General features: G+C 64.6%; 27 protein-coding genes and 1 pseudogene. 11 read left to right on the forward strand and 17 right to left on the reverse strand.

From position 1 onward, the window contains the following. Positions 1–2 precede the first annotated feature (2 nt). Both CSQ99_RS07405 and ygfZ read right to left on the reverse strand, forming a co-directional pair. Positions 3–179, reverse strand: a complete 177-nt coding sequence (locus CSQ99_RS07405; protein WP_099038410.1) for a DUF3073 domain-containing protein — start codon at positions 177–179, stop codon at positions 3–5. A gap of 125 nt (positions 180–304) precedes the next feature. Further along, on the reverse strand, positions 305–1,378 hold the full coding sequence (ygfZ, locus tag CSQ99_RS07410) for a CAF17-like 4Fe-4S cluster assembly/insertion protein YgfZ (RefSeq protein WP_099038411.1): 1,074 nt from the start codon (positions 1,376–1,378) through the stop codon (positions 305–307). A 32-nt stretch (positions 1,379–1,410) separates the two neighbouring features. Between ygfZ and CSQ99_RS07415 the strand changes: the two genes are divergently transcribed. Further along, on the forward strand, positions 1,411–2,319 hold the full coding sequence (locus CSQ99_RS07415; RefSeq protein WP_099038412.1) for an aminodeoxychorismate lyase: 909 nt from the start codon (positions 1,411–1,413) through the stop codon (positions 2,317–2,319). A 292-nt stretch (positions 2,320–2,611) separates the two neighbouring features. Beyond that, the gene (locus CSQ99_RS07420; protein WP_245908779.1) at positions 2,612–3,463 is read left to right on the forward strand and encodes an ABC transporter substrate-binding protein; all 852 of its coding nucleotides are present in this window, start codon (positions 2,612–2,614) and stop codon (positions 3,461–3,463) included. Here CSQ99_RS07420 and CSQ99_RS07425 read toward each other — a convergent pair. From CSQ99_RS07425 to lmeA, 8 genes are all read right to left on the reverse strand, one after another. Next, entirely contained in the window at positions 3,460–3,729 is a 270-nt protein-coding gene (locus CSQ99_RS07425) for a hypothetical protein (RefSeq protein WP_176560916.1), read from the reverse strand. The genes CSQ99_RS07420 and CSQ99_RS07425 overlap by 4 nt on opposite strands. Further along, positions 3,729–4,358, reverse strand: coding sequence for a heme-binding beta-barrel domain-containing protein (locus tag CSQ99_RS07430; protein ID WP_099038415.1), 630 nt, complete (start codon positions 4,356–4,358; stop codon positions 3,729–3,731). The genes CSQ99_RS07425 and CSQ99_RS07430 overlap by 1 nt, the downstream gene beginning before the upstream one ends. Before the next feature lie 151 nt (positions 4,359–4,509). After that, positions 4,510–4,812 (reverse strand): DUF1416 domain-containing protein, encoded by a 303-nt coding sequence (locus CSQ99_RS07440; RefSeq protein ID WP_027331945.1) that lies wholly within the window; start codon positions 4,810–4,812, stop codon positions 4,510–4,512. 1 nt (position 4,813) lies between these two features. Continuing rightward, positions 4,814–5,647 carry a sulfurtransferase gene (locus CSQ99_RS07445; protein WP_099038417.1) on the reverse strand — a complete coding sequence of 278 codons (834 nt, stop codon included), beginning with the start codon at positions 5,645–5,647 and terminating at the stop codon, positions 4,814–4,816. Between the two features lie 36 nt (positions 5,648–5,683). Beyond that, on the reverse strand, positions 5,684–6,181 hold the full coding sequence (locus CSQ99_RS07450) for a DUF4395 domain-containing protein (RefSeq protein WP_099038418.1): 498 nt from the start codon (positions 6,179–6,181) through the stop codon (positions 5,684–5,686). Positions 6,182–6,275: 94 nt separating this feature from the next. After that, entirely contained in the window at positions 6,276–6,392 is a 117-nt protein-coding gene (locus CSQ99_RS31830) for an Ms5788A family Cys-rich leader peptide (RefSeq protein ID WP_350310128.1), read from the reverse strand. Between the two features lie 5 nt (positions 6,393–6,397). Further along, positions 6,398–6,820, reverse strand: coding sequence for a thioredoxin family protein (locus CSQ99_RS07455; protein ID WP_099038419.1), 423 nt, complete (start codon positions 6,818–6,820; stop codon positions 6,398–6,400). Continuing rightward, entirely contained in the window at positions 6,817–7,614 is a 798-nt protein-coding gene (lmeA, locus tag CSQ99_RS07460; protein WP_099038491.1) for a mannan chain length control protein LmeA, read from the reverse strand. Before lmeA ends, CSQ99_RS07455 begins: the two co-directional genes overlap by 4 nt. Before the next feature lie 178 nt (positions 7,615–7,792). Here lmeA and CSQ99_RS07465 point away from each other — a divergent pair, with 178 nt between their 5' ends. The 5 genes and pseudogenes from CSQ99_RS07465 (at position 7,793) to CSQ99_RS07490 (ending at position 12,107) form a co-directional block, all read left to right on the forward strand. Continuing rightward, on the forward strand, positions 7,793–8,578 hold the full coding sequence (locus CSQ99_RS07465) for a winged helix-turn-helix transcriptional regulator (RefSeq protein WP_099038420.1): 786 nt from the start codon (positions 7,793–7,795) through the stop codon (positions 8,576–8,578). Next, on the forward strand, positions 8,575–9,474 hold the full coding sequence (gene mshD, locus CSQ99_RS07470; RefSeq protein ID WP_099038421.1) for a mycothiol synthase: 900 nt from the start codon (positions 8,575–8,577) through the stop codon (positions 9,472–9,474). Before CSQ99_RS07465 ends, mshD begins: the two co-directional genes overlap by 4 nt. Before the next feature lie 78 nt (positions 9,475–9,552). Then, positions 9,553–9,930, forward strand: coding sequence for an ArsR/SmtB family transcription factor (locus CSQ99_RS07475; RefSeq protein ID WP_099038422.1), 378 nt, complete (start codon positions 9,553–9,555; stop codon positions 9,928–9,930). After that, positions 9,927–11,484 (forward strand): annotated as a pseudogene (gene arsB / locus CSQ99_RS07480) (ACR3 family arsenite efflux transporter). Before CSQ99_RS07475 ends, arsB begins: the two are co-directional and overlap by 4 nt. A gap of 119 nt (positions 11,485–11,603) precedes the next feature. After that, complete coding sequence (locus tag CSQ99_RS07490) at positions 11,604–12,107, forward strand: DinB family protein (protein WP_176560924.1); 504 nt, start codon at positions 11,604–11,606, stop codon at positions 12,105–12,107. An 11-nt stretch (positions 12,108–12,118) separates the two neighbouring features. Here the strand turns inward: CSQ99_RS07490 and CSQ99_RS07495 are convergent, their stop codons facing one another. Further along, positions 12,119–12,793, reverse strand: coding sequence for an arsenate reductase ArsC (locus CSQ99_RS07495; RefSeq protein WP_099038425.1), 675 nt, complete (start codon positions 12,791–12,793; stop codon positions 12,119–12,121). Between the two features lie 13 nt (positions 12,794–12,806). Beyond that, a complete protein-coding gene (locus CSQ99_RS07500; RefSeq protein ID WP_099038426.1) occupies positions 12,807–13,484 on the reverse strand; it encodes a metalloregulator ArsR/SmtB family transcription factor in 678 nt (225 codons plus the stop codon). A 226-nt stretch (positions 13,485–13,710) separates the two neighbouring features. On the opposite strand from CSQ99_RS07500, the gene pstS reads away from it, so the two are divergent. The 4 genes from pstS (at position 13,711) to pstB (ending at position 17,590) form a co-directional block, all read left to right on the forward strand. Continuing rightward, the gene (gene pstS / locus CSQ99_RS07505) at positions 13,711–14,844 is read left to right on the forward strand and encodes a phosphate ABC transporter substrate-binding protein PstS (RefSeq protein WP_099038427.1); all 1,134 of its coding nucleotides are present in this window, start codon (positions 13,711–13,713) and stop codon (positions 14,842–14,844) included. Positions 14,845–14,938: 94 nt separating this feature from the next. Beyond that, positions 14,939–15,907, forward strand: a complete 969-nt coding sequence (gene pstC / locus CSQ99_RS07510) for a phosphate ABC transporter permease subunit PstC (protein ID WP_099038428.1) — start codon at positions 14,939–14,941, stop codon at positions 15,905–15,907. Beyond that, positions 15,904–16,806, forward strand: a complete 903-nt coding sequence (pstA, locus tag CSQ99_RS07515; protein WP_099038429.1) for a phosphate ABC transporter permease PstA — start codon at positions 15,904–15,906, stop codon at positions 16,804–16,806. The genes pstC and pstA overlap by 4 nt, the downstream gene beginning before the upstream one ends. Positions 16,807–16,813: 7 nt before the next feature. Further along, positions 16,814–17,590, forward strand: coding sequence for a phosphate ABC transporter ATP-binding protein PstB (pstB, locus tag CSQ99_RS07520; protein ID WP_099038430.1), 777 nt, complete (start codon positions 16,814–16,816; stop codon positions 17,588–17,590). A 58-nt stretch (positions 17,591–17,648) separates the two neighbouring features. Here pstB and phoU read toward each other — a convergent pair whose 3' ends face one another. The 5 genes from phoU to CSQ99_RS07545 form a co-directional block, all read right to left on the reverse strand. Then, positions 17,649–18,314 (reverse strand): phosphate signaling complex protein PhoU, encoded by a 666-nt coding sequence (gene phoU / locus CSQ99_RS07525; protein ID WP_099038431.1) that lies wholly within the window; start codon positions 18,312–18,314, stop codon positions 17,649–17,651. A 102-nt stretch (positions 18,315–18,416) separates the two neighbouring features. Further along, complete coding sequence (locus tag CSQ99_RS07530) at positions 18,417–20,495, reverse strand: LCP family protein (RefSeq protein WP_099038432.1); 2,079 nt, start codon at positions 20,493–20,495, stop codon at positions 18,417–18,419. 197 nt (positions 20,496–20,692) lie between these two features. After that, complete coding sequence (dusB, locus tag CSQ99_RS07535; RefSeq protein WP_281258460.1) at positions 20,693–21,856, reverse strand: tRNA dihydrouridine synthase DusB; 1,164 nt, start codon at positions 21,854–21,856, stop codon at positions 20,693–20,695. Continuing rightward, positions 21,844–22,857, reverse strand: coding sequence for an acyl-ACP desaturase (locus tag CSQ99_RS07540; RefSeq protein ID WP_099038433.1), 1,014 nt, complete (start codon positions 22,855–22,857; stop codon positions 21,844–21,846). Before CSQ99_RS07540 ends, dusB begins: the two co-directional genes overlap by 13 nt. A gap of 146 nt (positions 22,858–23,003) precedes the next feature. Then, entirely contained in the window at positions 23,004–23,588 is a 585-nt protein-coding gene (locus CSQ99_RS07545) for a TetR/AcrR family transcriptional regulator (protein WP_099038434.1), read from the reverse strand. Positions 23,589–23,598: the final 10 nt, after the last annotated feature.

Genomic DNA, 23,598 nt, shown 5'->3' on the forward strand with positions numbered 1-23,598 from the left:
GGTCAGCGACGCCAGTCGTCGTCGTCGGCCGCGTCGTCGTCGGCCAACCTATCGGTGCCGTTGAGATCGTCAGCGCCCGCTAATTCACGCTGCAACTGCGTGAAATCGGTCTGTGGTGAGCTGTACTTGAGCTCACGAGCAACCTTGGTCTGCTTTGCCTTCGCCCGGCCGCGGCCCATGGGGGTACCCCCTCGCGCAATAACGGAGCGGCCCAAACTTCGAGCGGCTCCGATCTGAGTGTCATTTATCGTCCTGCCAACACTTTACCGTGCCTCGGTGCGGTGTGCTGGCAGGCCCATCTGAGTCAGCGCGCGCCGCCTCGTAGCTGTTCCACCGCGAGGCGTCCCGCACCCGTCGCATCGGGTGGCGGCATCGAGTCGGCGTCGATCACAGCGGCCACCGTCGACTCGCCGCCGGTGGTCAGTTCGGTGTCGGCGGGCAGGCTCCGCTTGAGCAGTGCCAGGGCGATCGGCCCCTCGTCGACGTGGTCGACCACGGTGCCGAGCCGGCCAACGGCTCGTCCGCCGGCAAGTATCGGGTCACCGGTCACCGGCCGATCCCCGGATCCATCGAGGTGCAGCAGCACCAACATCCGCGGTGGTTTGCCCAGGTTATGAACGCGAGCGACGGTCTCCTGACCGCGATAGCAGCCCTTGTCCAGATGAACCGCCGTGCCGATCCAGCCGACCTCATGCGGAATCGTGCGCTCGTCGGTGTCGACCCCGAGCCTGGCCCGCAACGCGGTGACGCGGTGCGCCTCGTAAGCCCAGACGCCCGCGGGGCGCACCCCGGCCGCCACGAGCAGGTCGCGCCATGAGGCGATCGCCGTCCGCGGCACCACCAGGTCCAGCTCGATACCGCGACCGGCCATCCGGCGCAGGAAACCACCGTCGGGGAACGCCACGGCCGTCATTTCGGCCGGTAGCGAAGCAACGCCGAGCGCCTCGAGCACGGCGGGGTCCGCCAGCCGCGGGCCGAGCAGCGACAGAACCGCCAGATCGGCGGGTTCGACGACCACGTCGGACCAGAAGACCATCCTGCGCAGATAGGCCGTCAGCGGTTCGCCGCGCCACGATTCCGTATCGAGGTACGTGACGCCGCCCAACTCCGTCTGGATCCAGTGATCTTCCACACGACCCTGGCCGTCGAGGCTCAGGTTCTCGGTCACGGTGCCGTCGGCGGGGTCGCTGACGTGCTGAGTGGAGATGCTGTGCAGCCAGGTGTTGCGGTCACCGCCGGTCAGGGTGATCACGGCACGTTGTGAACGGTCCACCAGGACGGCCTCATCGATCGCGGCCCGCTGTTCTCCCAGCGGATCGCCGTGGTGCCAGACGGCGGCGGCGTCGGGCCCGGTGTCGGGGGCAGGTACGGCTGACATACCTCGACTTTACGGCGCTACGCTTCTTGGCCATGGTGAGCCAACCTGCAGTCCTGGTCACGCTCGACGGAGAACTGCACGACCCGCAGGCCCCGCTGCTGCACGCCGACGACCTTGCGGCTGTCCGTGGTGACGGAATCTTCGAGACGCTTCTGATCCGCGACGGCGGGCCCTGCCTGTTGGAGTCCCATTTAGGCCGGCTCACGCAGTCGGCGACCATGATGGACCTGCCCGCGCCGGATCTTCCACGCTGGCGCGTGGCGGTGAGCGTGGCGGTCAAGCAGTGGCTTGCCGATGGCGGAGGCGAGGGAGTGCTGCGGCTCGTCTACAGCCGTGGGCGCGAGACCGGAGCCGGAGGGCCGGCGACATCCAGCAGCGGCTCACCGTGCACAGCGTTCGCGACCATCGGCGCGGTGCCTGCCCGGGTGGCCGACGCGCGCGCCGGCGGGGTCGCGGCGCTGACGCTGGCGCGCGGCCTGCCGGCCGACGGTGCGACCGAGATGCCGTGGCTCCTCGCGGGTGCCAAGACGCTGTCCTACGCGGTGAACATGGCCGCGCTGCGGCACGCCGAACGGCGCGGCGCAGGCGACGTGATCTTCGTCGGCTCCGACGGGCTGATCTTGGAGGGGCCGCGTTCGACGGTGGTGGTCGCCACCGACCTCGGCGGCACTCCGGCGCTGCTGACTCCGCCGCCGTGGTATCCGATCCTTCGCGGAACCACGCAGCAGGCGCTGTTCGAAGTAGCCCGCAACAAGGGATACGACTGCGACTACCGAGCTCTGCGGCCCGCTGATCTGCTTGCAGCGCAGGGAGTTTGGCTCGTATCGAGCATCACGCTCGCTGCGCGGGTCCACACGTTGGACGGAAAGCCGTTGCCGCCCGCCCCGTTGGCGGGCGAAATCACCGAACTCGTCGACGCTGCAATCGTCTGTGATCGCTGAGCGCTGAACCGAGAAAAATCGGTTGTCGCCTTCTTTGTGCGCGAGTACCGTCGCTCGTACACAGGGAAGGAGGTGGTCCGAGAAATTGATTGACTTATGGACATGTGAGGTGGCTGCGAGCTAGCAGCGCCAGGGGATCATCCGCCTGCGCGCGCTGGCGAATTCCCCGCAGTCACCCGGCCCCCGAGCCCTTCGGTTTTGTCCAACCAGGAACAACGGCTCGGGGGCCGCACCATATCCAGGGCGTCCCTGGTGTTGGCGTCGTCTCCATCCGTGCGCGATGATGCGGCACATGGGCAAAAGGTGGTGGCTGGCGGCCCTGCTGGCCGTAGCCACGTCGGCGACCGGTACCGCCTGCGCTCCGACCGTCGACCAGAGCGCCTCTGCAGGCCCTGGAAACTGCACCAAGGATTCGCTGTCGACGCTCTATCCCGGCATCTTCACAGTCGGTACCGATCAGCCCGCCTACCCGCCCTGGTACATGGGCGATGACCCGACGAACGGTGAGGGGTTCGAAAGCGCGCTCGCGTTCGCCGTCGCGGGAAGCCTCGGCTACTCCCGCGAAGAGGTGCGCTGGGTACGGGTTCCGTTCAACGGAGCTTTGGAGGCGGGTCCGAAGACGTTTGACGCCAATCTTTCTCAGTTCTCGATCACGGACCAACGCAAGGCGTCCGTCGACTTCTCGTCTCCCTATTTCGACGTCACCCAGGTTGTCGTCACGACGGACACCTCACCGGCGGCGCGTATGCGCAGCATCGGCGATCTGAAGAAGACACAGCTCGGTGTGCAGGTCGGCACGACCAGTCATACCGCGGCCATTGCGGTCGGGGGCGAGCGCCCCGTCGAGGTGTACAACACCAACGCCGATGCCAAGCTGGCCTTGAGCACCGGGGAGATCGACGCCCTGGTCGCTGATCTTCCGACGGCGTTCGCCGTAGCAGGCGAACTGCTCGGCGGGAGGATCGTCGGACAGCTTCCCGCGGAGGCGGAGAGCATGGAACAGTTCGGCATCGTGCTCGACAAGAACAGTCCGCTCACCCGGTGCGTGTCATCCGTCGTGGACGGATTGCGTTCGGACGGGACGCTGTCGCGCCTGGAACACGAGTGGCTGGCCGATGCGGGCAGCGCGCCCGTACTCGGTTAACCGGCCGGACCGGGGGCCAGGGACGAGCAGGTCTGCATGGCCTCGTTCCACGCGTCGGGGTCCACGCCCGGCGGCGGTCCGGCCATCGGGCCAGGCGCTGCGGGCACCCCGTGCTCACCGAGGCACTGCGCCAGCGAGCCGTGTCCGGTCGGCGCGACCTCCGACTGCTCGGTGGTCGATTGTTCGGCGGGAGGATTCGACGCACACCCGGCCAGGATGCCCGTCGCGACCAGGATTTGTGCCACGGCCAACCATGACAGGCGCATCAGCCGACGTACCTAGACAGCCGCGCGGAAAGGTGCGGCACCAGGCCACCATCGGCATCGACGCGTTCCTCGACGTAAGCCAGATCGCCACCCTCGACGATGCCGTAGAGCCGCTTGGCGCCACCGACCAGCATCCCGGACTTGGTGCGCGCCAACGCGTCGGTGGCCAGCTCCCACGACGACTGGTTCAAGGGGCGGCCGTAGAACAACTCGACGTAGCCGGCCGAATGGGCCAGCAGCAGCTCTATCGCCTGACTTTCGGTGAGATCGGCAGGGTCGTCGATGAACCGCCAGAATCCGGACTCACGCAACGAGGGGCCCTCGTATTCGCCGGCCTCGGTGATTCGCCACGATCGGGCCTCCCAGATCAGATAGTCACCGCCGTCATGGCTGACCACGATCTGCTGGCCGAAGCGGTAGTCGCCCTCGGATCCGCGGCCCTCACCTTCCCCGCGCCACACCCCGACGAGTGGGAGCAGCGCAAGCAACGCGTCGTTGAGGTTCGCGCCCGCACGGAGATTCGCGGTGTCGGGCGGAGCCGGAAGGTCGTCGAAGGCCGGGATATTCCGGGCCGCGGTGATTTTCGCGCGCTCGGCCGCGGCCGCGACGGCGTCGTCGCCGGAAGTCACGACTCGTCGGTGATGAGGCGGTAGATCGTGTACACGGCGAACCAGGTAATGACCACCACCGCAGCGATCAGCAGGATCTCGAAGAGCAGCACCACGGCAGAAAGTCTAGCCGCACAACCGCCGACGACTCTCCGCGACCGAGCGGAGAAGGTCAGGCGACCTTGACGTCGACCTCGTGGATGCCGGCGCCCGACGGTGCGACGCTGGCATCGCCGTTGCCCGCTGGGGACAGCGCGCGCAGGGTCCAGGTGCCGGGTGCGGCGAAGAACCGGAAGTCACCGGTGGCCGATGCGACGACCTCGGCCGTGAACTCGTCAGAGGCGTCCAGCAGGCGCACGAATGCGCCACCGACGCTCTGACCGGAGCCGTCGACGACGCGACCGGTGATTACGGTTTCCTTCTCCAGGTCAACGCCGGCAGGCAGCGTCTGTCCTTGCTTCGGTGCAGAGCACATATCAACTTCCCAACTCAATCGGGGCACCCACCAGGGAGCCGTATTCTGTCCAACTGCCGTCGTAGTTCTTTACGTTCTGGTGCCCAAGCAGTTCCTGCAGGACGAACCAGGTGTGCGACGAACGCTCGCCGATTCGGCAGTACGCGATGGTTTCCTTCTCGCCGTCGAGTCCGGCCTCGGCGTACAGCTTGGCGAGGTCCTCGTCGGACTTGAAGGTGCCGTCTTCGTTGGCCGCCTTGCTCCAGGGCACGTTGATCGCACCGGGGATGTGGCCTGGACGCTGGCTCTGCTCCTGCGGCAGGTGAGCGGGCGCCAGGATCTTGCCGGAGAACTCGTCAGGCGAGCGCACGTCGACCAGGTTCTTGACGTTGATCGCGTCGATGGTCTCGTCACGGAACGCGCGGATGCTGTTGTCGGGCGCCTTGGCCGTGTACGTCGTCGACGCCCGGTCCGGCACATCCGTCACGAGGGGGCGACCGTCGAGCTCCCACTTCTTGCGTCCGCCGTCGAGCAGCTTGACGTTCTCGTGGCCGTACAGCTTGAAGTACCAATACGCGTAGGCGGCGAACCAGTTGTTGTTGCCGCCGTACAGGATCACCGTGTCGTCGTTGCCGATACCCTTGTCCGACAAGAGTTTCGAAAACTGTTGCTGGTCCACGAAGTCACGCTTGACTTGGTCCTGCAGCTCGGTCTTCCAGTCGAGCCTGACGGCGCCGGCGATATGGCCGCCCTCGTAGGCGGAGGTGTCCTCGTCGACCTCAACGAAGACGGTGTTCGGCGCGTCGAGATTGCTCTCGGCCCAGTCGGTCGTGACCAGGACGTCGGAGCGTGCCATGTAGGAAATCCTCTCGGTTGCTTGCTGTTTGAAGTGTTATGCGGGGTGCGGGCGTGGTGGCGGGAACTTGTCAGGTGTAATGCGAAACCGTGCGACGAGCGGATAGATCTGGCAGCCGAGGCAGATGCCGAAGGCCGCGTTGAGAAAGGCCGCCACGAGCGCGAACCCGGTGGCGATGAGGCCGAGCAGCGGAATTCCCGCGGCCAATGCGACGACGCCGACGGCTGCGAACACAAACCCGACGAGCTGGGCGAACTTCAGCGGCGGCACCGGCTCCAGCTCGGTGACCGGTCCGAGGCGGGGAGCCACCAGGGCGCGGAAGATCAGGCCATAGGGATGCTGCCGCGGCCCGCGCCACGCGCCGATCGCGAACACCACGGTCTGCACACCGAGGATGACGGCGGCGCCTACCGGGCTGACGGCGGACACCAACAGCGTGGCGATGAGCACGGCGGTGGTCACCCATGCCGCGAACCGCGGACCCCGCACGTCCACCTGGTCAGGTCGGGCGCTGGTGCTCGTTGTGGTCGACATCAAAGTGCTCCTGTTGCATGGATGGGCTGGCTGGAGGGAGGGCAGGCCACAAGGGGCCGCTCCCGAGTGCGGCGCGAAAGACCGGCGCGGCTACTCAGCAGCTACAACAACAACAGCAACAACCCGCGACGCGGCACAGATCGACTGCGCGGCGCTTGGTGAGCATGGGCTCAAGGCGGGCGGACACGAGCGACAGCTTACCCAATGACATGGTGATCAAGCCAACAGTGGTTCCAGTGCGGACCGCAGGTCAGCAGGCTTGGGAACACCATGGGTGCGAAAACGCGGCCGCCCGTCGGCGTCGAAGACGATCGTGGTGGGAAGCGACAACACCGAAAGCCGCCTGGCCGCTTCCGGATTGGCGTCCATGTCGATCTCCACGTGCGCGACCCCTGGCAATTCGGCGCAGACCTGATCGACAACCTTCCGCACCCCGTCGCACGGCCCGCACCAGGCTGCGCTGAAATGCAGAACCGTCGGCCCCGTCGCCGATAGTCCCAAGTCACTGGTGTCCACGTTGGCGGCCTCGTCGCTCGCCTTGAGAAGCCCCGCGCGCAGTGTGAGCAGCCTGCCGATGACATATGCCAGTCCGAGTGCGCCGACGAGCACGACGGTCACCAATACCCACGAAGTGCTCACGACAGATTGAACCCTTCCAGGGCCAGGGTTACTCCCTCGGCGATGCCTTCGATGATGAGGTCCGAGCCGCGCGCACCCTGCGCGGTGGGTGCGAGCCCGAACGGCAGCTTCTGGCCGGGCAGGCTGGTGGAGAACGCGGCGAGCACCGCGTCCTTCTTGTCGTCGGGAACGGGCTGGTCAGCGGTGCCGGCGCCAGTCAGCACGTCGGTGGCTGTCAGGACCAGGGTGGTCTGGTCGGGCCCGACGGTCGACAGGTCGACCGCGATGCTGACTCGCTCGTCGTAGCCGGCCGACTTCGGAGTCCCCGTGAACACCACCCCGCGATTGCTCGATATTCCCGATTCGGTGGTGCCGCCGGTGGAATCGTTGCTTTCCCGCGTCGGTGCCTCGACCAGCAGGTCGGGGATGCCCATGAACCGCCCGACGTGGGTGGAATCGATGATGATGCGGCTCTCCGCCTTGCCGACCCCGAGCTTGGCCTCCGGGCTGACCAGCCATGACGTGTCCAAGAGATCGATCGAGTGCAGGGTTGCTTCCAGCGAGACCTTCCCGACAACGGGGTGGCTGACCCCCACGGCCCGGATCTCCACTTCGTCGTAATGGCGATTGGCGGCCTGCGGGATGAAGGGAAACCCGAGGATCGCCACCGACGGGTCCCAGGCCAGGTCAGCGGCACTTCGCACGCTTCTCGCCAGACGATATTCGGCGTATATCGCCGCGCCGAAATCGGCTCCGACGGCGCCGAGGGCCACGGCGGTCGCGGTCGCCAGGAGACCGATCAGCAGCTTTCGCACTCGCACATTCTTGCCCACTGACACCGACTAGACCGCCTTGGCACAGCCGATGCGCAGGTGTCGCGCTATCGTTAGATGACTTACGGCCGGGTAACGGCCATATGTCAGGGATGAATCTGGGAAGTCACCGACCGACATTGTTGTCCAGGCGAGGTCCCCGTCGCTGCTGGAGGGCCAGTTGGATCTGTTACTACTGACCGTCGATCCCCATCCGGAGTCAGTCCTGCCATCGTTGGCGCTGCTCGCCCACAATGTGCGGACGGCGCCGACCGAGGTTTCATCACTCTTGGAAGCCGGCAACGCGGATGTGGCGATCGTCGATGCGCGCACGGATCTCGCCGCCGCGCGCGGCCTGTGTCGCCTGCTCGGCACCACCGGAACCTCGGTACCGGTGGTGGCCGTCGTCAACGAGGGCGGCCTGGTGGCCATCAACGTTGAATGGGGTCTCGACGAGATTCTGCTTCCGGGCACCGGGCCCGCCGAGATCGATGCGCGGTTGCGGCTGCTGGTCGGTCGTCGCGTCGGCGCGACCAACCAGGAGAACGTCGGCAAGATCAGTCTGGGCGAGCTGGTGATCGACGAAGGCACCTACACCGCGCGGCTTCGCGGCCGGCCGCTAGACCTCACATATAAGGAGTTCGAGCTCCTGAAGTACCTCGCACAGCATGCGGGCCGGGTGTTCACCCGCGCGCAGTTGCTGCAAGAGGTCTGGGGGTACGACTTCTTCGGCGGCACTCGCACGGTCGATGTGCACGTGCGACGTCTTCGCGCCAAGCTCGGCACCGAGTACGAGTCGTTGATCGGCACCGTGCGCAACGTCGGCTACAAGGCGGTTCGGCCCGCGCGCGGGCGGACACCGGCACCGGCTTCCGACGTTTCCGAGGACCCCGGAGTCGTGGGCGACCCTGCTGATGATTTCGACGCCGTGCCCGAGCCGCTTGCCGATCCGCTCGGCAGTCAGTGACTCGTCCGGAAACCATCTGGCGGACCGGTCTGTCCGATGACGATCAGAACCGCATCCGCGAGGTCGTGGCTGCAGCCGAGGGGCTCGACGGTGTCGCCCCCGTCGGCGATCAGGTTCTGCGAGAGCTGACCCACGACCGCACCCGGCACCTCGTCGCCGTCGAGGACAGCGGGAGGAACATAGTCGGGTACTTAAACCTGGCGCCGGCCGACGACGAGGCACCGGCGATGGCCGAACTCGTCGTGCATCCATCGGCGCGACGCCGAGGCATCGGTTCGGCCATGGCGCGGCAGGGGCTGGCCGAGGGCGGAAAGGGCGCCCGGATCTGGGCGCACGGCAACATCGAGGCCGCCCGCGCCACCGCCGCGTCACTCGACCTGACGGTCGTGCGGGAACTGCTGCAGATGCGACGGCCGCTCACTGACCTGCCCGAGGTGACCGTCCCCGATGGCGTGCGTATCGCCACCTATTCAGGACCGGCCGACGACGCCGAACTGTTGCGCGTCAACAATGCCGCGTTCGCCTGGCATCCCGAGCAGGGTGGCTGGACCGCCGCCGACGTCGAAGAGCGCCGCCGCGAAGCATGGTTCGACCCTGAGGGGATCTTCCTGGCCGTCGACGAGACCACCGGAAAACTGTTGGGCTTCCATTGGACGAAGGTGCACAACATCGATCTGGGCGAGGTTTATGTCGTCGGTGTCGACCCGGCCGCGCAGGGCCGGGGGCTTGGTGCGGCGCTGACCCTCATCGGACTGCATCACCTCGCCGCGGCGCTGTCAGCGAGTTCTCGGTCTGCGGTGATGCTTTACGTCGAGGCAGATAACGCCGCGGCGGTAAAGACCTATGAGCGACTGGGTTTCGAGGTGTCGTCGGTCGACACCGCCTACGGGCAGTGAGCTGCTAGAAGGATCATCCGCCCCGCGGTTGTATGCCGCTGGTTTGCTCGCTGATTCGATATCTGTCAATATCGATGTATGTCGAATCAGTCCAGGTCCTCGGAGGACTGTTGTGCGCTTGAGCCGTTGGTCCGGGAACCGTTGACGACGGCTCAAGCGACCGAAACGGCCGCGAAGTTCAAGGCGTTATCCGATCCGGTGCGGTTGCGCCTGCTGAGTTCGGTGGCAAGCCACGCGGGCGGCGAGGCGTGCGTGTGCGACATCTCGCCCGGCGTCGAGGTGTCGCAGCCGACGATCTCGCACCACCTGAAGGTTCTGCGCGACGCAGGGTTGCTTACGTCGGAGCGGCGCGCCTCCTGGGTGTACTACACCGTCGTGCCCGAGGCCCTCGCCTCGTTGTCGTCGTTGTTGAGTGTCAGTGCCGATGTGGCGCACGCGGTTGGGGCGCGGGCATGACCGACAAGGTTGCGCCGACTGATCCAGACGCGCCGCCGGTCGTGGCGAAGTTGTCGACGCTGGATCGGTACCTACCCGTCTGGATCGGCATCGCAATGGCCGCCGGCCTGCTGCTGGGCCGCTGGATCCCGGGACTCAACACGGCGTTGGACCAGGTGCAGATCGACGGAATCTCGCTCCCTATCGCGCTCGGACTGCTGATCATGATGTATCCGGTGTTGGCGAAGGTCCGCTACGACAGGCTTGACGCTGTCACCGGCGACCGCAAACTGCTGATCAGTTCGCTTCTTCTCAACTGGGTGTTCGGCCCGGCGTTGATGTTTGCGTTGGCGTGGCTGATGCTGCCGGACCTTCCTGAATACCGCACGGGCTTGATCATCGTCGGCCTGGCGCGTTGCATCGCCATGGTCATCATCTGGAATGACCTCGCCTGCGGAGACCGCGAGGCGGCCGCGGTGCTGGTCGCGCTCAACTCGATGTTCCAGGTCGTGATGTTCGCGGTACTGGGTTGGTTCTATTTGTCGGTGCTGCCCGGATGGCTGGGGCTGGAGCAGACCACCATCTCGACATCGCCGTGGCAGATAGCCAAGTCCGTCCTGATCTTCTTGGGAATCCCGCTATTGGCCGGGTATCTATCGCGGCGGCTCGGCGAAAAGGCAAGAGGCCGTGAATGGTACGAGTCCAAGTTCCTGCCCGCGGTAGGGCCGTGGGCGCTATACGGACTGCTCTTCACCATCGTGATTCTTTTTGCGCTGCAGGGAGAACAGATCACCAACCGACCGCTGGACGTAGTGCGAATCGCCCTGCCCCTCTTGGCTTACTTCGCCATCATGTGGGGCGGCGGCTTCCTGTTGGGTGCACTGCTTCACATCGGATATGAACGCACCACAACGCTGGCGTTCACCGCTGCAGGGAACAACTTCGAATTGGCGATCGCTGTGGCGATCGCTACGTATGGGGCCACTTCCGGCCAGGCGCTGGCCGGAGTGGTCGGCCCGCTCATCGAGGTCCCGGTCTTAGTCGCGCTGGTCTACGTATCTCTGGCGCTGCGAAAGCGTTTCGGAGGCAACCACTCTGCTGCCGTCAAGCCGTCGACTGCTGTCGGCACCGAAAGGTAGTGAATTGAGTAACGGGGCAAGGCCCTCGGTGTTGTTTGTCTGCGTCAAGAATGGCGGCAAGTCGCAAATGGCAGCCGGTCTCATGCGGCAGGCGACGGGCGAGACGGTGGACGTGTACTCAGCGGGCACCAACCCCGGTGGGGAGATCAACGCGCTGTCGGCAGCGTCTCTCCTCGAGCTGGGTGTCGATATCAGCAGCGAGAGGCCGAAACCGATCGACCATGACCTGCTGGAGCGCGTAGACCTCGTCATTACCCTCGGACGCGAAGCGAAGGTCGCACCTGTCCCGGGGGTGCAGCTCGAGAACTGGGATACCGACGAACCATCCGACCGGGGCATCGACGGCATCGAACGTATGCGCCACGTCCGAGACGACATCGCTGGCCGCGTCGCTTCCCTCATCGTCCGAATGACATCAGGCCAGATTAAAGGCTGAAGCTGCCGAGTGACTAGTGATGCCGAACCGGGCATGAACACCGCACACGGTTGCCGTCAGCCGCTCCGTGCTGGACGATTCTCTGTGTGGCCAACGGTGGCACAATCGACCGGGCAGCGATGTCGGCGGACCTAGCGAGGGCACGCGCCGAATTTCATGGTCTGCTTGCCGACGCCGAACGCAACGGCGCTTGGCACAAGCCAACGCAGGGGACACGCTGGAACAACGAGCAGTTGTTACTGCACATGGTGTTCGGCTACATGCTCGTGCAGCGGCTGCTGTTTCTTGTGCGCTTACTTAGCCGCCTGCCCGAAGCTGTCAGCCGCGTCTTTGCTCGAATGCTCAACGCCGCAACCACGCCGTTCCACCCGATCAACTATTACGGTTCATGCGCAGCCGCTTTCTATTACAACCGCCGCCGTATGGGCGCCAAGCTCGATCGCGTCATTGCGTCGATCGATCGAAACCTTGCGACGGAAAGCGCCGACGCGTTGCGTCGCGGCATGCATTTCCCAACCGGATGGGACCCATTCTTCACGGATTACATGACGCTGGAAGACGTATACCGATACCCCGGCAAGCACTTCAACTTCCACGCCCGCCAACTCACTGTCGACGGCTGAGCGCCTGAGTTCTACGCATCTACCGGAACCTCGAGTTCAGCCAGCAGCGCTCGGACCCGACGCTCGATCTCGTCCCGGATGGGGCGAACGGCGGCGACGTCTTGCCCGTGCGGATCATCGAGGACCCACTCCTCGTATCTGCGGCCGGGAAATATCGGGCAGGCATCGCCACAGCCCATCGTGATGATGACGTCTGCCGCCCGCACGATCTCATCCGTCCACGGCTTGGGGTATTCGCCAGAGATATTGATGTCGCGCTCCGCCATGGCCTCGATAGCCGCCGGGTTGACCAGCTCGCCGGGCTCAGAGCCGCCGGACCACGCGACGGCCGCATCACCGGCGAGATGAGTGAAGAACCCCATCGCCATTTGCGACCGACCGGCGTTATGGGTGCAAAGAAATAGAACAGTTGGCTTCCCGTCGTGTGACTTTCCTTCGACCTTGGCCAACGCCCGGAGGCGTTGCCGCGCAAACCGTTCGGCCAACAAGGGCAGGAAACGGGGCACCGTCGCCCGGCCGGCAAATTGGTCATAGGACGAGTGGAGGAACCTTTCGATGGTTTCGGCCCCGAATACGCCGTCGAACTCCTTCTGCAATTGCCCGGCAGCCGTCTTCATCGCCAACCGCTGGTCGATAGAGAGATCGTGACGAAATTTCTGATTGTGTTCAATGATGTTGTCGGTCATGACTTCTCCTGGACTAAGCGGGTTGAACATGGGGGACGAAATGATCGATACGGGAGGTGAGTTCAATGACGGTCTCGTCGAACGCCGCCGCGACGGCGGTGCAGGTTGGATCGCTGATGGACCAGTGGATGCGGGGTAGTTCGGCAGGAAGTTCCTCATGTGCGTTGTCGCACACCGCGATCACTAGATCGTCGGCGGCCAGGACATCGCCCAGATAGCGCGGCTTGGTTGCGCGCATCGATAAGTTGAGGCGCCTTGCCGCTGCCACTGCGCCGCGATGCACCTGTGGCGCGGGTTTCGTGCCGGCCGAGGTAGCGGGTAATTCGCTGCGGCGGTTCCAGATCGCAGCAGCAAGCTGGCTGCGGGCCGAGTTGTGAGTACAGACGAACACGACGCGACGAGCCCGATGTTGGGCTGATGGGACAAGACCGTCGAGCGCCGAATGGTTGAGTTTGAGATAAGTGCGCCGCCCGTCGGCTTCTGACCGGCTCTGTCGTACGACGCCGGCGCTTTTCAGCACAGCGAGGTGATGCGCGAGCAGGTTGGAGGACATCGACAGGATGGCGCGCAGCTCTGAGGGGGACGCGTCCGCATTCAGCAGGTGGTCGACGATCGTCAGCCGGGCGGGGTCGGCCAGCGCGGCGAAAATGGCTGTGCGTTGTGCCAAGTCCCGATTTACCTCAGTAGTCATTGACTCAATAAGTACTGAGAGGAATCGGCTACGTCAACTCCTCCAGTTGAAATGTCGCCATGAACCCGTGGCTGGTTCATCTTCCGTTCACTATCCGTAGGGAATCGATTAACGACGTGCGCTTAGGTTCACAGCCGAGCAGCGATGGGTCTGCTTGACGCGACTTGTGTCACGGCAAGGGCCAGTCGGCCCGTGCCAGCGTCTACCTGGTTCACAAAGGAGTTTCGTGAAGGCCAAACGAACTGGTGCTGCGGTGAGCCTGCTGGCTGCCGGCACCCTGCTGCTGTCGGCCTGTGGCAGCGACAACAACACCTCTTCGGAAGCGGGATCCGATGGCTCGGGTTCGGCGGCGACTGGTGACTGCGGCGGCAAGGAGTCGCTGAAGGCCAGCGGTTCCTCGGCGCAGGCCAACGCCATGACGCGCTTCATCAACGCCTACGAGAAGGACTGCCCCGGCTTCACGCTGAACTACACCTCGAGTGGTTCGGGCGCGGGGGTCTCGGAGTTCCTCGGCGGACAGACCGACTTCGGCGGCTCCGACTCGCCACTCAGTGCCGAGAAGGGCGAGGTCGACCGGGCGAAGGAGCGGTGCGGCGGCAGCGACGCCTGGAATCTGCCCGCGGTGTTCGGACCCATTGCCGTCACCTACAACGTGACCGGCGTCGATGGTCTGGTGCTCGACGGACCCACTCTGGGCAAGATCTTCAACGGCACGGTCAAGACCTGGGATGCTCCCGAGATCGCGGCGCTCAACGAGGGCGCATCGCTGCCGGCCGAGCCGATCAACGTGATCTTCCGCAGCGACGAATCCGGTACCACGGACAACTTCCAGAAGTACCTGGACGCGGCGTCGGACGGAGCATGGGGCAAGGGCGCAGGCAAGTCGTTCGCCGGCGGCGTTGGCGAGGGCGCCAAGGGTAACGAGGGCACGTCCGCGGCGATCGCCAGCACTCCGGGGTCGATCACCTACAACGAATGGTCGTTCGCCAAGGCGCAGAACCTCTCCATCGCCAAGATCATCACCTCTGCAGGGCCGGAACCGGTCGAGTTGAACACCGAGACGGCGGGCGTTGCCATCGACGGCGTGAAGTTCAAGGGCGAGGGCAACGATCTGGTGCTCGACACCACGTCCTTCTACATGCCGACCGAACCGGGTTCTTACCCGATCATGCTGGCGGCCTACGAGATCGTGTGCTCGCAGTATCCCGATGCCGAGGTGGCCACCGCGGTCAAGGCGTTCATGCACTCGGCTCTCGGGAACGGCCAGACCGGTCTCGAGGAAAACGGCTACATTCCGATCCCCGAGGCATTCAAGACGCGGCTGACCGAAGCCGTCGACGCCATCAACGCGACCACGTAGTCGTCACCAACCCATGGCTGTGACACCAGATTCGACCGCTGTGGGCTCGTCGGTAAAGCCGGCGAGCCCACAGCCGGGCGGGGATAATCCCGAAATGTCGACCAAACCCGGGAAGGGATCAGCGTTGAGGCAGGGCGACGGACGTTGGGGTGACACCGTCTTCAAGTCCATCGCGATCGCTGCCGGTGCGACCATCATCGGTGCTATCGCTCTGATGGCGCTTTTCCTGATCATCAAGGCGATCCCGTCGCTGCAGGCCAATCAGGCCAACTTCCTCTTCAGCACAGAGTTCCTCACCAGCGACTCGGACAACCTGCGTTTCGGAATCCGCGACCTGTTCATGGTGACGGTGCTCAGCTCGGTGTTCGCTCTGATCATCGCCGTGCCCATCGCGATCGGCATTGCGGCGTTCTTGACGAACTATGCACCGAAGCGGATGGCACGGCCGTTCGGAATGCTGGTGGATCTGTTGGCGGCGGTGCCCTCGATCGTGTTCGGCCTGTGGGGCATATTCGTGCTGGCCCCGTGGCTCACACCGGTGGCGACGTTTCTCAATGAGAACCTCGGCTGGTTCTTCCTGTTCTCGGACGGCAACGTGTCGCTGGCCGGTGGTGGAACCATCTTCACCGCGGGAATTGTGCTCGCCGTCATGATTCTCCCGATCATCACGTCGGTCACCCGCGAAGTCTTTGCGCTCACCCCACGCGGTCACGTCGAGGCCGCGCAGGCCCTCGGTGCGACCAAATGGGAAGTCATCCGGATGACGGTCTTTCCCTACGGCAGAAGCGGCATGATCGCGGCGTCGATGCTCGGCCTGGGACGCGCGCTCGGTGAAACCATCGCGATCCTGATCATCCTGCGCACCGCTGCTCAGGCCGGCAGCTGGTCGCTCTTCGACGGCGGCTACACGTTCGCGTCCAAGATCGCCTCGGCGGCAGCGGAGTTCAGTGCCCCACTGCCGACAGGCGCTTACATCGCCGCAGGCTTCGTGCTCTTCGCGCTGACTTTTATCGTCAACGCACTGGCCCGGGCGGCGGCCGGCGGAAGGGTTAGCGGAGGATGACGGCAACACTCGACCAGCCGGTAAAGGCTCCCACCTTCCACCCGGTGAGTACCAGTCGCAAGCTCAAGAACGGCCTCGCGACAACACTTTTCACCGCATCTTTCGTGGTAGCGATGATCCCGTTGGTCTGGCTGATCTACACGGTGCTGGCCAAGGGCATCACCGCGATCACGTCCTCGACGTGGTGGAGCCACTCACTTGCCGGCGTGCTGCCGGAACAGATGGCAGGCGGGGTGTATCACGCGATCTACGGCACCCTGATCCAGGCCGCGATCGCCGCCGTGCTTTCCGTGCCGTTGGGCGTCATGGCAGCCGTGTACCTGGTCGAATACGGTCGGGGCCGGTTCGCCAAGGTGACGACGTTCATGGTCGACATTCTCGCCGGTGTGCCGTCGATCGTGGCCGCGCTCTTCATCTTCGCGTTGTGGATTGCGACCCTGGGATTCGAGCAGAGCGCCCTCGCCGTCTCGCTGGCGTTGGTGTTGCTGATGCTTCCCGTCGTTGTGCGCAACACAGAGGAGATGCTGAAGCTGGTACCTGACGAGTTGCGAGAAGCGTCGTACGCGTTGGGCATTCCGAAATGGAAGACCATTGCACGCATCGTCGTGCCCACCGCTTTGCCTGGAATGATCAGCGGCATCCTGTTGGCCCTTGCCAGGGTTATGGGCGAAACAGCCCCCGTGCTGGTGCTCGTCGGCTACAGCCGATCGATCAACATGGATCCACTCGAGGGCAACATGGCGTCACTGCCACTGCTGATCTACACCGAACTGGTCAATCCAGAAGCGGCAGGCGCGCTGCGCGTGTGGGGTGCCGCGCTGACCCTCATCTTGATCATCGCGGCGCTGTACCTCGGCGCTGCATTCGTCAACCGATACCTGACGCGGAACAGAGTTTAGGAGCCTCATGGCCAAGCGGCTGGATCTCAAAGATCTCAACATCTACTACGGTTCGTTCCACGCCGTCGCTGACGTGGGTTTGTCTGTCACACCGCGAAGCGTCACAGCCTTCATCGGCCCCTCGGGCTGCGGAAAATCGACGGTGCTGCGCACCCTCAATCGCATGCACGAAGTCCTGCCCGGTGCCCGGGTGGAAGGCTCGGTGCTGCTGGACGGCGAGGACATCTACGCTTCGGGCATCGATCCGGTGAGCGTCCGCAAGACCATCGGCATGGTGTTCCAGCGGCCGAACCCCTTCCCCACCATGTCGATTCGCGACAATGTGGTGGCCGGGCTGAAGCTGCAGGGCGCACGCAACAAGAAGACGCTCGACGAGGTGGCCGAAAGGTCGCTCCGAGGCGCCAATCTGTGGAACGAGGTCAAGGACCGACTCGACAAGCCCGGCGGTGGTCTGTCCGGCGGGCAGCAGCAGCGACTGTGCATTGCGCGTGCCATCGCAGTGCAACCGGACGTGCTGCTGATGGACGAGCCTTGCTCAGCGCTCGATCCGATTTCGACTCTGGCGATCGAGGATCTGATCTCAGAGCTCAAGCAGGACTACACAATTGTCATCGTCACGCACAACATGCAGCAGGCGGCGCGGGTCAGCGATCAGACGGCGTTCTTCAATCTCGAGGCCACCGGTAAGCCGGGTCGGCTCGTCGAGATCGACGTGACCGAGAAGATCTTCTCGAATCCGACGCAGAAAGCGACGGAGGACTACATCTCCGGCCGCTTCGGCTAAGCGAGTCGACACGCAAAAGGCCCCCGATCGCTCGGGGGCCTTTTCGCTTGGAATGGCCTCAGCGCGAGGCTAATTGGTCCTCCCCGGGGAGTTCCCCGGTGGCCTGGAAGATGACTCGACGCGCGATCTCGACCGCATGGTCGGCGAATCGTTCGTAGAACCGGGACAGCAGTGTCACGTCGACCGCGGCGGTGACCCCGTGCTTCCACTCACGGTCCATCAGCACGGTGAAAAGGTGTTTGTGCAGATCGTCCATCGCATCGTCTTCTTCATTGATCCGTGCCGCCTTCTCCGGATCGCGGGTGACGAGCACCTCTTGCGCGCTGTTGCCCAATTCGACTGCTACCCGGCCCATTTCAGCGAAATAGCCGTTGACCTCCTCGGGCAGCGTGTGCTGCGGATGGCGGCGGCGGGAGATCTTGGCGACGTGCAGGGCCAGGGCGCCCATTCTGTCGACATCGGCAACGATCTGGATCGCGGTGACGATGGAGCGAAGATCTCCTGCGACGGGCGCCTGCAGGGCGAGTAGCACAAATGCGGCCTCCTCGGCGCGTGCGCTCATCGCGACGATCTGCTCGTGGTCGCCGATCACCTGCTCTGCCAGAACGAGATCGGCTTGCAGCAGGGCCTGGGTTGCACGCTCCATCGCCGCGCCTGCCAGTCCGCACATGTCGCCGAGCTGTTCAGACAGCTGATCCAACTGGTCGTGGTACGCGGTTCGCATACGTCCACCCTACGTTCTGAGCGGCAGTAACGTCACGACGTGCAGGGTGAACGCCAGGTGAATGGCGTATGCCCAAACGCCGACTTCGCCTTGCAGGCGGGACTATTCGCAGGTGGTGTCCGCGGCGTTGGTGACCGTGAGATCCTCGGGCAGATCGGTCGCAGTGCTATTGGTGCCGTGCGCGACGTGGACCTGCACGTGAGATCCACTCGTGGGCGGCGAAGTCACCGAATAGAAGTCGGTGCCGAGCACCACCTGTACGACGTCGCCGAGGTTGGTGGAACGTTCGATGGTCGAGTTGGGGAGGGCCGACGCGACGGTCGCGGCGGCCTGTTCGTTGCCCGGCGAGAAGAAGACCGTCGTCGTGTCCAGCGGACCGGGGTAATCGTCGGGCGTGATGACGTTGAACCCATGCGTTTGGAGTTCGCCGGCGGCGGTCGCGCCCAGCCCGTCCTCGGCGGTCGAATTCGACACCTGCACGGTGATGTCGTTCGGGTCCGTCGTGATCGTGTCGAGGAGTTCGGTTGGGGCAGCGGCGTCCTGACTGGGTGTCTCGGTCTGGCTCTCGGGGGTGCCTGGTACCGGGGTGTTGTTGGCGTTCTTCTCCTCGGGCAGCGGATCGTCGTTGATGATCGCGTCGAAGATGGCCTCGTTGTCCTCCTCACGGAGATGCTCATTGCCGTACTCGTCCATGTATCCCGTGGTCGGCACGGTGAGGAAGGTGATCCGGCCCGCTGCGATGCCCTGAACCGACTGGCCAAGCGTGACGAGGTCCTTGGTGTCCATGTTGTCGACGTAGCTGTCGTTGATGAACATGTTGACGACGTTGTTGAGCTTGGACAGCGAGAAGAACACTTCCCTGGAGATCATCGAGCGCAACAGCGAGGACAGGAACAGCTGCTGACGTTTGATGCGGCCATAGTCGCCGTTGGTCTCCGTCGTGACCTGGCGGGCCCGCACGTAGTTGAGCGCGGTGTGGCCGTCGACCATCTGCCGGCCCGGGTTGGCCAGTACGGTGCCCAGCTCGTAATCCTCCAGCGGGGTGGTGCTGCACACCTCAACACCGCCGAGCGCATCGACCATCTTCGAGAATCCCGCGAAATCGACCGCCATGAAACGGTTTACGTACAGGCCCGACATTTTCTGGATGACCTTCACCAAGCACTTCGGTCCGCCAACGGCATAGGCGGAATTCAGCTTGTACTCGGTGTAGACCTCGTCGGCCCCGTACATCGGTGACTCCGGGTCGGTGATCGGGCCGTATTCGCCGGTCTTGGGATCCCACGGCTCGCACTTCATGGGCTCGATGGCGAGGTCGCGCGGAAACGACACCGCCACAACGCGTTCACGGTTGGCGGGGATGTTCACCAGCATCACCGTGTCCGACCTCGCGCCGGCGGCTTCATCGGTGGTGCCCGCTCCCATGTCGACGTTCTCGCCCATGCGGCTGTCCACGCCGACGATCAAGAAGTTCTCGTCGCCGAACTGTGCGTTCGCGTCGACGATGTCGCGTGATTCGGGATCGAGCGCGGAGATCCGGTTGAGCATGTTGTTCTTTGCCGACTGCCACTGCCACGCGCCACCGGTGAGGGCAAGGGCGAGCACCGCGAGCACTGCGGTGATGGCACGGCCGGCCGCCATCGACTTGCGGCGGCGGCGCGGATGCTGATCGGTCTGTCTGCGGCTCCTGCCGATGTGTGACGGTGGCACGCGGTCGACCTGGTGGGTCAACGTCAGATCCGGCAGCTCGGAGGCCTGCGCCGCGATGGCGGGGATGATCTCGGTATCAAAGCTGTCGTCGTCCGCCACCTCGTCGGACCGCTCGTACCACGTGGACGCCGGTACGGCATCGATGACTTCCGTCGGCGGTGGCGGCGGTGGTTGTGGCGCAGCAGGCGGGGTGCTGTTTTCGGGCCGGTGGCGCTTCAGTTCCGACGGGACGGCGTGATCGCCGTTGAGCTTCGCGATCAGGTCGGCGACCGTGATCCCGTCGGTGTGGTTGTTGGGCGTTGAGGTGGGCTGTGCGTCGTCTTCAGCGATGCCGGAGCGCTCCCACGGCGCGGCGCCTGGCAATGGCGGAGCGCTTCGGGTAAGCCACTCGTAGGCGTCGGATGGGCCATCAGGTGCCGACGAGTCACCCCGGCCATGACGGCCGGGAGTGGCGTTATCGCCGTCACTCATCGTTCCACCGGCCTCCGACTCTTCTACCGCCGTGCGCGACGTTGCGCCCCGACGTACGCAGCGCTCCCCTATAGGTGACAGCACCTTGCGTGGCCCCGACGCTGGAGCCCTTTACGGACGAGACTCATATCGTACTGAGACATCCTGAGAGATGTGATGTCAGAGTCGTCTCAGGTGAGAGACGACTGTGAGACGACCTAACCTCCCGAGTTCATGACCTCGGCGCCCGCCGGAACCGTGCAGTCGTCGGGGTCTGTTAGCCAGCCTTCGGGCAGCGACACCGCCGCGGGCGACCCCTGCCGTCCCCGTGGCCCCGTCGCCGCCGCCGGGAAGCCGATGTCCGGATCGAGGCCATCGAGCAGCGTTCGCAGCTCTTTCAACGTCTTGACCAGCGCCAATGACCGCCGCAGGTCGGCGCCGGCGGGAAAGCCGTGCAGGTACCAGGCGACGTGCTTACGGATGTCGCGCATGCCCTTGTCCTCGCCGAAATGGGCGGCGAGGAGTTCGCCGTGGCGCATGACGATCGCCGCGACCTGGCCCAGCGTCGGCGGGGTGGCCACGGGTGTTCCGGCGAAAGCCGCCGACAATTCGGCGAAGAGCCATGGCCGACCAAGGCAGCCGCGGCCGATGACGACTCCGTCGCAGCCCGTCGCATCCATCATCGCCAGCGCGTCAGTGGCCTCGAAAATATCGCCGTTGCCCAGCACAGGAACCGTCGTGACGTGCTGTTTCAACGCTGCGATCTGCATCCAGTCGGCTTCGCCGGAGTACCGCTGCGAGGCCGTGCGCGCGTGCAGTGCGACGGCGGCCGCGCCCTCCTCGGCGGCGATCCGGCCCGCGTCGAGATGGGTGTGATGAGCGTCATCGATTCCGATCCGGAATTTGACCGTCACGGGGATGTCGGTGCCTTGCGTCGCGGCCACGGCGGCCCCGACGATCTGCCCGAAGAGCTTGCGCTTGAACGGCAGCGCCGCACCGCCCCCACGACGGGTGACCTTGGGGACGGGACAGCCGAAGTTCATGTCGATGTGATCGGCCAGGCCCTCGTCGGCGATCATCTTCGCCGCGAGATACGTGTTGTGTGGATCGACGGAGTAGAGCTGAAGCGATCGCGGGGTCTCGTCGTCGGCGAAGGTGACCATGTGCATGGTCGCCGGATGGCGCTCGACCAAGGCCCGCGCGGTCACCATCTCGCACACGTAGAGCCCACTGACCGTTCCGGCCCTTTCGAGCTCCAATTCACGGCACAGCGTGCGGAAGGCGACGTTGGTGACACCCGCCATCGGCGCCAGCACGACCGGGCTTCGTAGCGCGATGGGACCGATCTGCAGCGCGGGGCGAGCGTCGGTTAGGACGCTGATGACCCCACCAGAAGATCCTTGGCAGCCTTCTTCTCGGCCACCTTCGCGATGCGCTCGAGCCTGCGTTGCTTGGCGATATCGAACTTCACGCAGGTTTCCTCGAGCTCCTCGATGTGCACGGCGAGTTCGTCGCGCAGTCGGGCGGCGTCGCCGGTGAAGTCGTCGCGCTCGAAGATCCGCCACTTCTTGAGCACCGGCATCACGACGTCGTCGAGGTGGATCCGCGGGTCGTACACGCCACCGGAGGCGATGGTGACCGCCTTGCGCCGGAAGTCCGGGATCGTGTACCCGGGCATCTTGAAGTTGGTCAGCACCTTGTGCAGGGAGTGCATCGCCTGGTTGGGCGCCATATCAAACCCAGCAGCCGAGACGTCACGATAGAAGATCATGTGCAGGTTCTCGTCGGCCGAAACCCGTTGCAGCAGTTGGTCTGCGACGGTCTCGTTGCATGCCTTGCCCGTGTTGCGGTGCGACACCCTGGTGGCCAGCTCCTGGAACGTCACGTAGATGACGGAGTCGAACAGGGAGTCGGCGAAAAGATCAGCGTCGCCCTCCAACTGCTGGTTCTGGCCGGGGGAGAAGCCGCGGGTGACCTGCTCGATGCGCAGCTGCTCGAGCTCAACGGGGTCGATCGAACGGGTAACGAGGAGGTAGTCACGAAGCGCGATACCGTGCCGGTTCTCCTCGGCGGTCCACCGGTTCACCCAGAAGCCCCACGGCCCGTCCATCGAGAAGTTCATCGCGATCTCGCGGTGATAGGACGGCAGGTTGTCCTCGGTCAACAGGTTGGTCAGCATCGCCACCCGGGCGACCTCGGACAGCTTCGACTCGTCGGGGTCCCAGTCCTTGCCGCCGAGTGCGTAATAGTTCTTGCCGTCCGACCACGGGATGTAGTCGTGCGGATTCCAGTCCTTACGCATGGTCAGGTGTCGGTTGATGTTCTTCTCGACCACTGGCTCGAGCTCTGTGAGCAGCTGCAGGTCGGTCAGGTCTTTCGACATGAGCCCCTCCCAAGTTATCTGTACCTGTTGGTAGCACTCAATATATCTGTGTCCCCCGGTGACATTCAAGTTGGGCGCGGGCTTGTGTCGCATTCGCAACACAAGCCCCACTGGCGCTGGTCGCCCGCTATTCCGACGCGCAAGTGTCAGTAGCTCGACACCCGGCTCAGCAGCATCTCGATGCAGTAGTCGATGAACTGCTCGCGCGTCGCGGTGAGTCTTCCGTTCAAGTAGGCGGTGAACAACGCCGTCAGCGCACCGATCAACCCGGTGGCGACCATCGCCGCCTGCGCCGGGTCGCCGATGCGAGTCAGCTTGCGCTGCACCAGTTCGATGAAGCTCGGCATCCATTCGGCACCCGAGCGGGTCAGCACCGGCTCCTTCTCGGGCGCCAACAGCAGTACACGTCCGCGCGCCGGATCGTCCACCATCAGCGCGACGAACTGTTCCACCGCGGCGCGTGGGGTGTTCGCCGTTGTCAGCGTGGCCATCGCGCGCGCACAGACGTCGTCGTAGACCGCGCGGACGAACTCGTCACGATCGGTGAAGCTCTCGTAGAAGTAGCGCTCGGTCAGACCGGCCGATCGGCAAACCCCGCGCACCGTCAGGGCGGGACCTTGGGCACCACCCAGGTGTGCGACGCCTGCGGCGATCAGTTCGTCGCGGCGCAGCGCCTGGCGGTCCTGCAGTGGCACGCCGGACCATCGGCCGCGTCGTTGACCCGAAGGCACAACCCTCCTA

This window comes from Mycobacterium neglectum (genome assembly GCF_002591975.1).
Classification (GTDB): Bacteria; Actinomycetota; Actinomycetes; order Mycobacteriales; family Mycobacteriaceae; genus Mycobacterium; species Mycobacterium neglectum.

Bases quoted from the DNA above. Each gene is read 5' to 3' on its own strand.
- CSQ99_RS07405 (WP_099038410.1), bottom strand. From the start codon at position 179: ATGGGCCGCGGCCGGGCGAAGGCAAAGCAGACCAAGGTTGCTCGTGAG.
- ygfZ (WP_099038411.1), bottom strand. From the start codon at position 1,378: ATGTCAGCCGTACCTGCCCCCGACACCGGGCCCGACGCCGCCGCCGTC.
- CSQ99_RS07415 (WP_099038412.1), top strand. From the start codon at position 1,411: ATGGTGAGCCAACCTGCAGTCCTGGTCACGCTCGACGGAGAACTGCAC.
- CSQ99_RS07420 (WP_245908779.1), top strand. From the start codon at position 2,612: ATGGGCAAAAGGTGGTGGCTGGCGGCCCTGCTGGCCGTAGCCACGTCG.
- CSQ99_RS07425 (WP_176560916.1), bottom strand. From the start codon at position 3,729: ATGCGCCTGTCATGGTTGGCCGTGGCACAAATCCTGGTCGCGACGGGC.
- CSQ99_RS07440 (WP_027331945.1), bottom strand. From the start codon at position 4,812: ATGTGCTCTGCACCGAAGCAAGGACAGACGCTGCCTGCCGGCGTTGAC.
- CSQ99_RS07445 (WP_099038417.1), bottom strand. From the start codon at position 5,647: ATGGCACGCTCCGACGTCCTGGTCACGACCGACTGGGCCGAGAGCAAT.
- CSQ99_RS07450 (WP_099038418.1), bottom strand. From the start codon at position 6,181: ATGTCGACCACAACGAGCACCAGCGCCCGACCTGACCAGGTGGACGTG.
- CSQ99_RS31830 (WP_350310128.1), bottom strand. From the start codon at position 6,392: ATGTCATTGGGTAAGCTGTCGCTCGTGTCCGCCCGCCTTGAGCCCATG.
- CSQ99_RS07475 (WP_099038422.1), top strand. From the start codon at position 9,553: ATGTCGAATCAGTCCAGGTCCTCGGAGGACTGTTGTGCGCTTGAGCCG.
- CSQ99_RS07490 (WP_176560924.1), top strand. From the start codon at position 11,604: ATGTCGGCGGACCTAGCGAGGGCACGCGCCGAATTTCATGGTCTGCTT.
- CSQ99_RS07495 (WP_099038425.1), bottom strand. From the start codon at position 12,793: ATGACCGACAACATCATTGAACACAATCAGAAATTTCGTCACGATCTC.
- CSQ99_RS07500 (WP_099038426.1), bottom strand. From the start codon at position 13,484: ATGACTACTGAGGTAAATCGGGACTTGGCACAACGCACAGCCATTTTC.
- pstC (WP_099038428.1), top strand. From the start codon at position 14,939: ATGTCGACCAAACCCGGGAAGGGATCAGCGTTGAGGCAGGGCGACGGA.
- pstA (WP_099038429.1), top strand. From the start codon at position 15,904: ATGACGGCAACACTCGACCAGCCGGTAAAGGCTCCCACCTTCCACCCG.
- pstB (WP_099038430.1), top strand. From the start codon at position 16,814: ATGGCCAAGCGGCTGGATCTCAAAGATCTCAACATCTACTACGGTTCG.
- phoU (WP_099038431.1), bottom strand. From the start codon at position 18,314: ATGCGAACCGCGTACCACGACCAGTTGGATCAGCTGTCTGAACAGCTC.
- CSQ99_RS07530 (WP_099038432.1), bottom strand. From the start codon at position 20,495: ATGAGTGACGGCGATAACGCCACTCCCGGCCGTCATGGCCGGGGTGAC.
- CSQ99_RS07540 (WP_099038433.1), bottom strand. From the start codon at position 22,857: ATGTCGAAAGACCTGACCGACCTGCAGCTGCTCACAGAGCTCGAGCCA.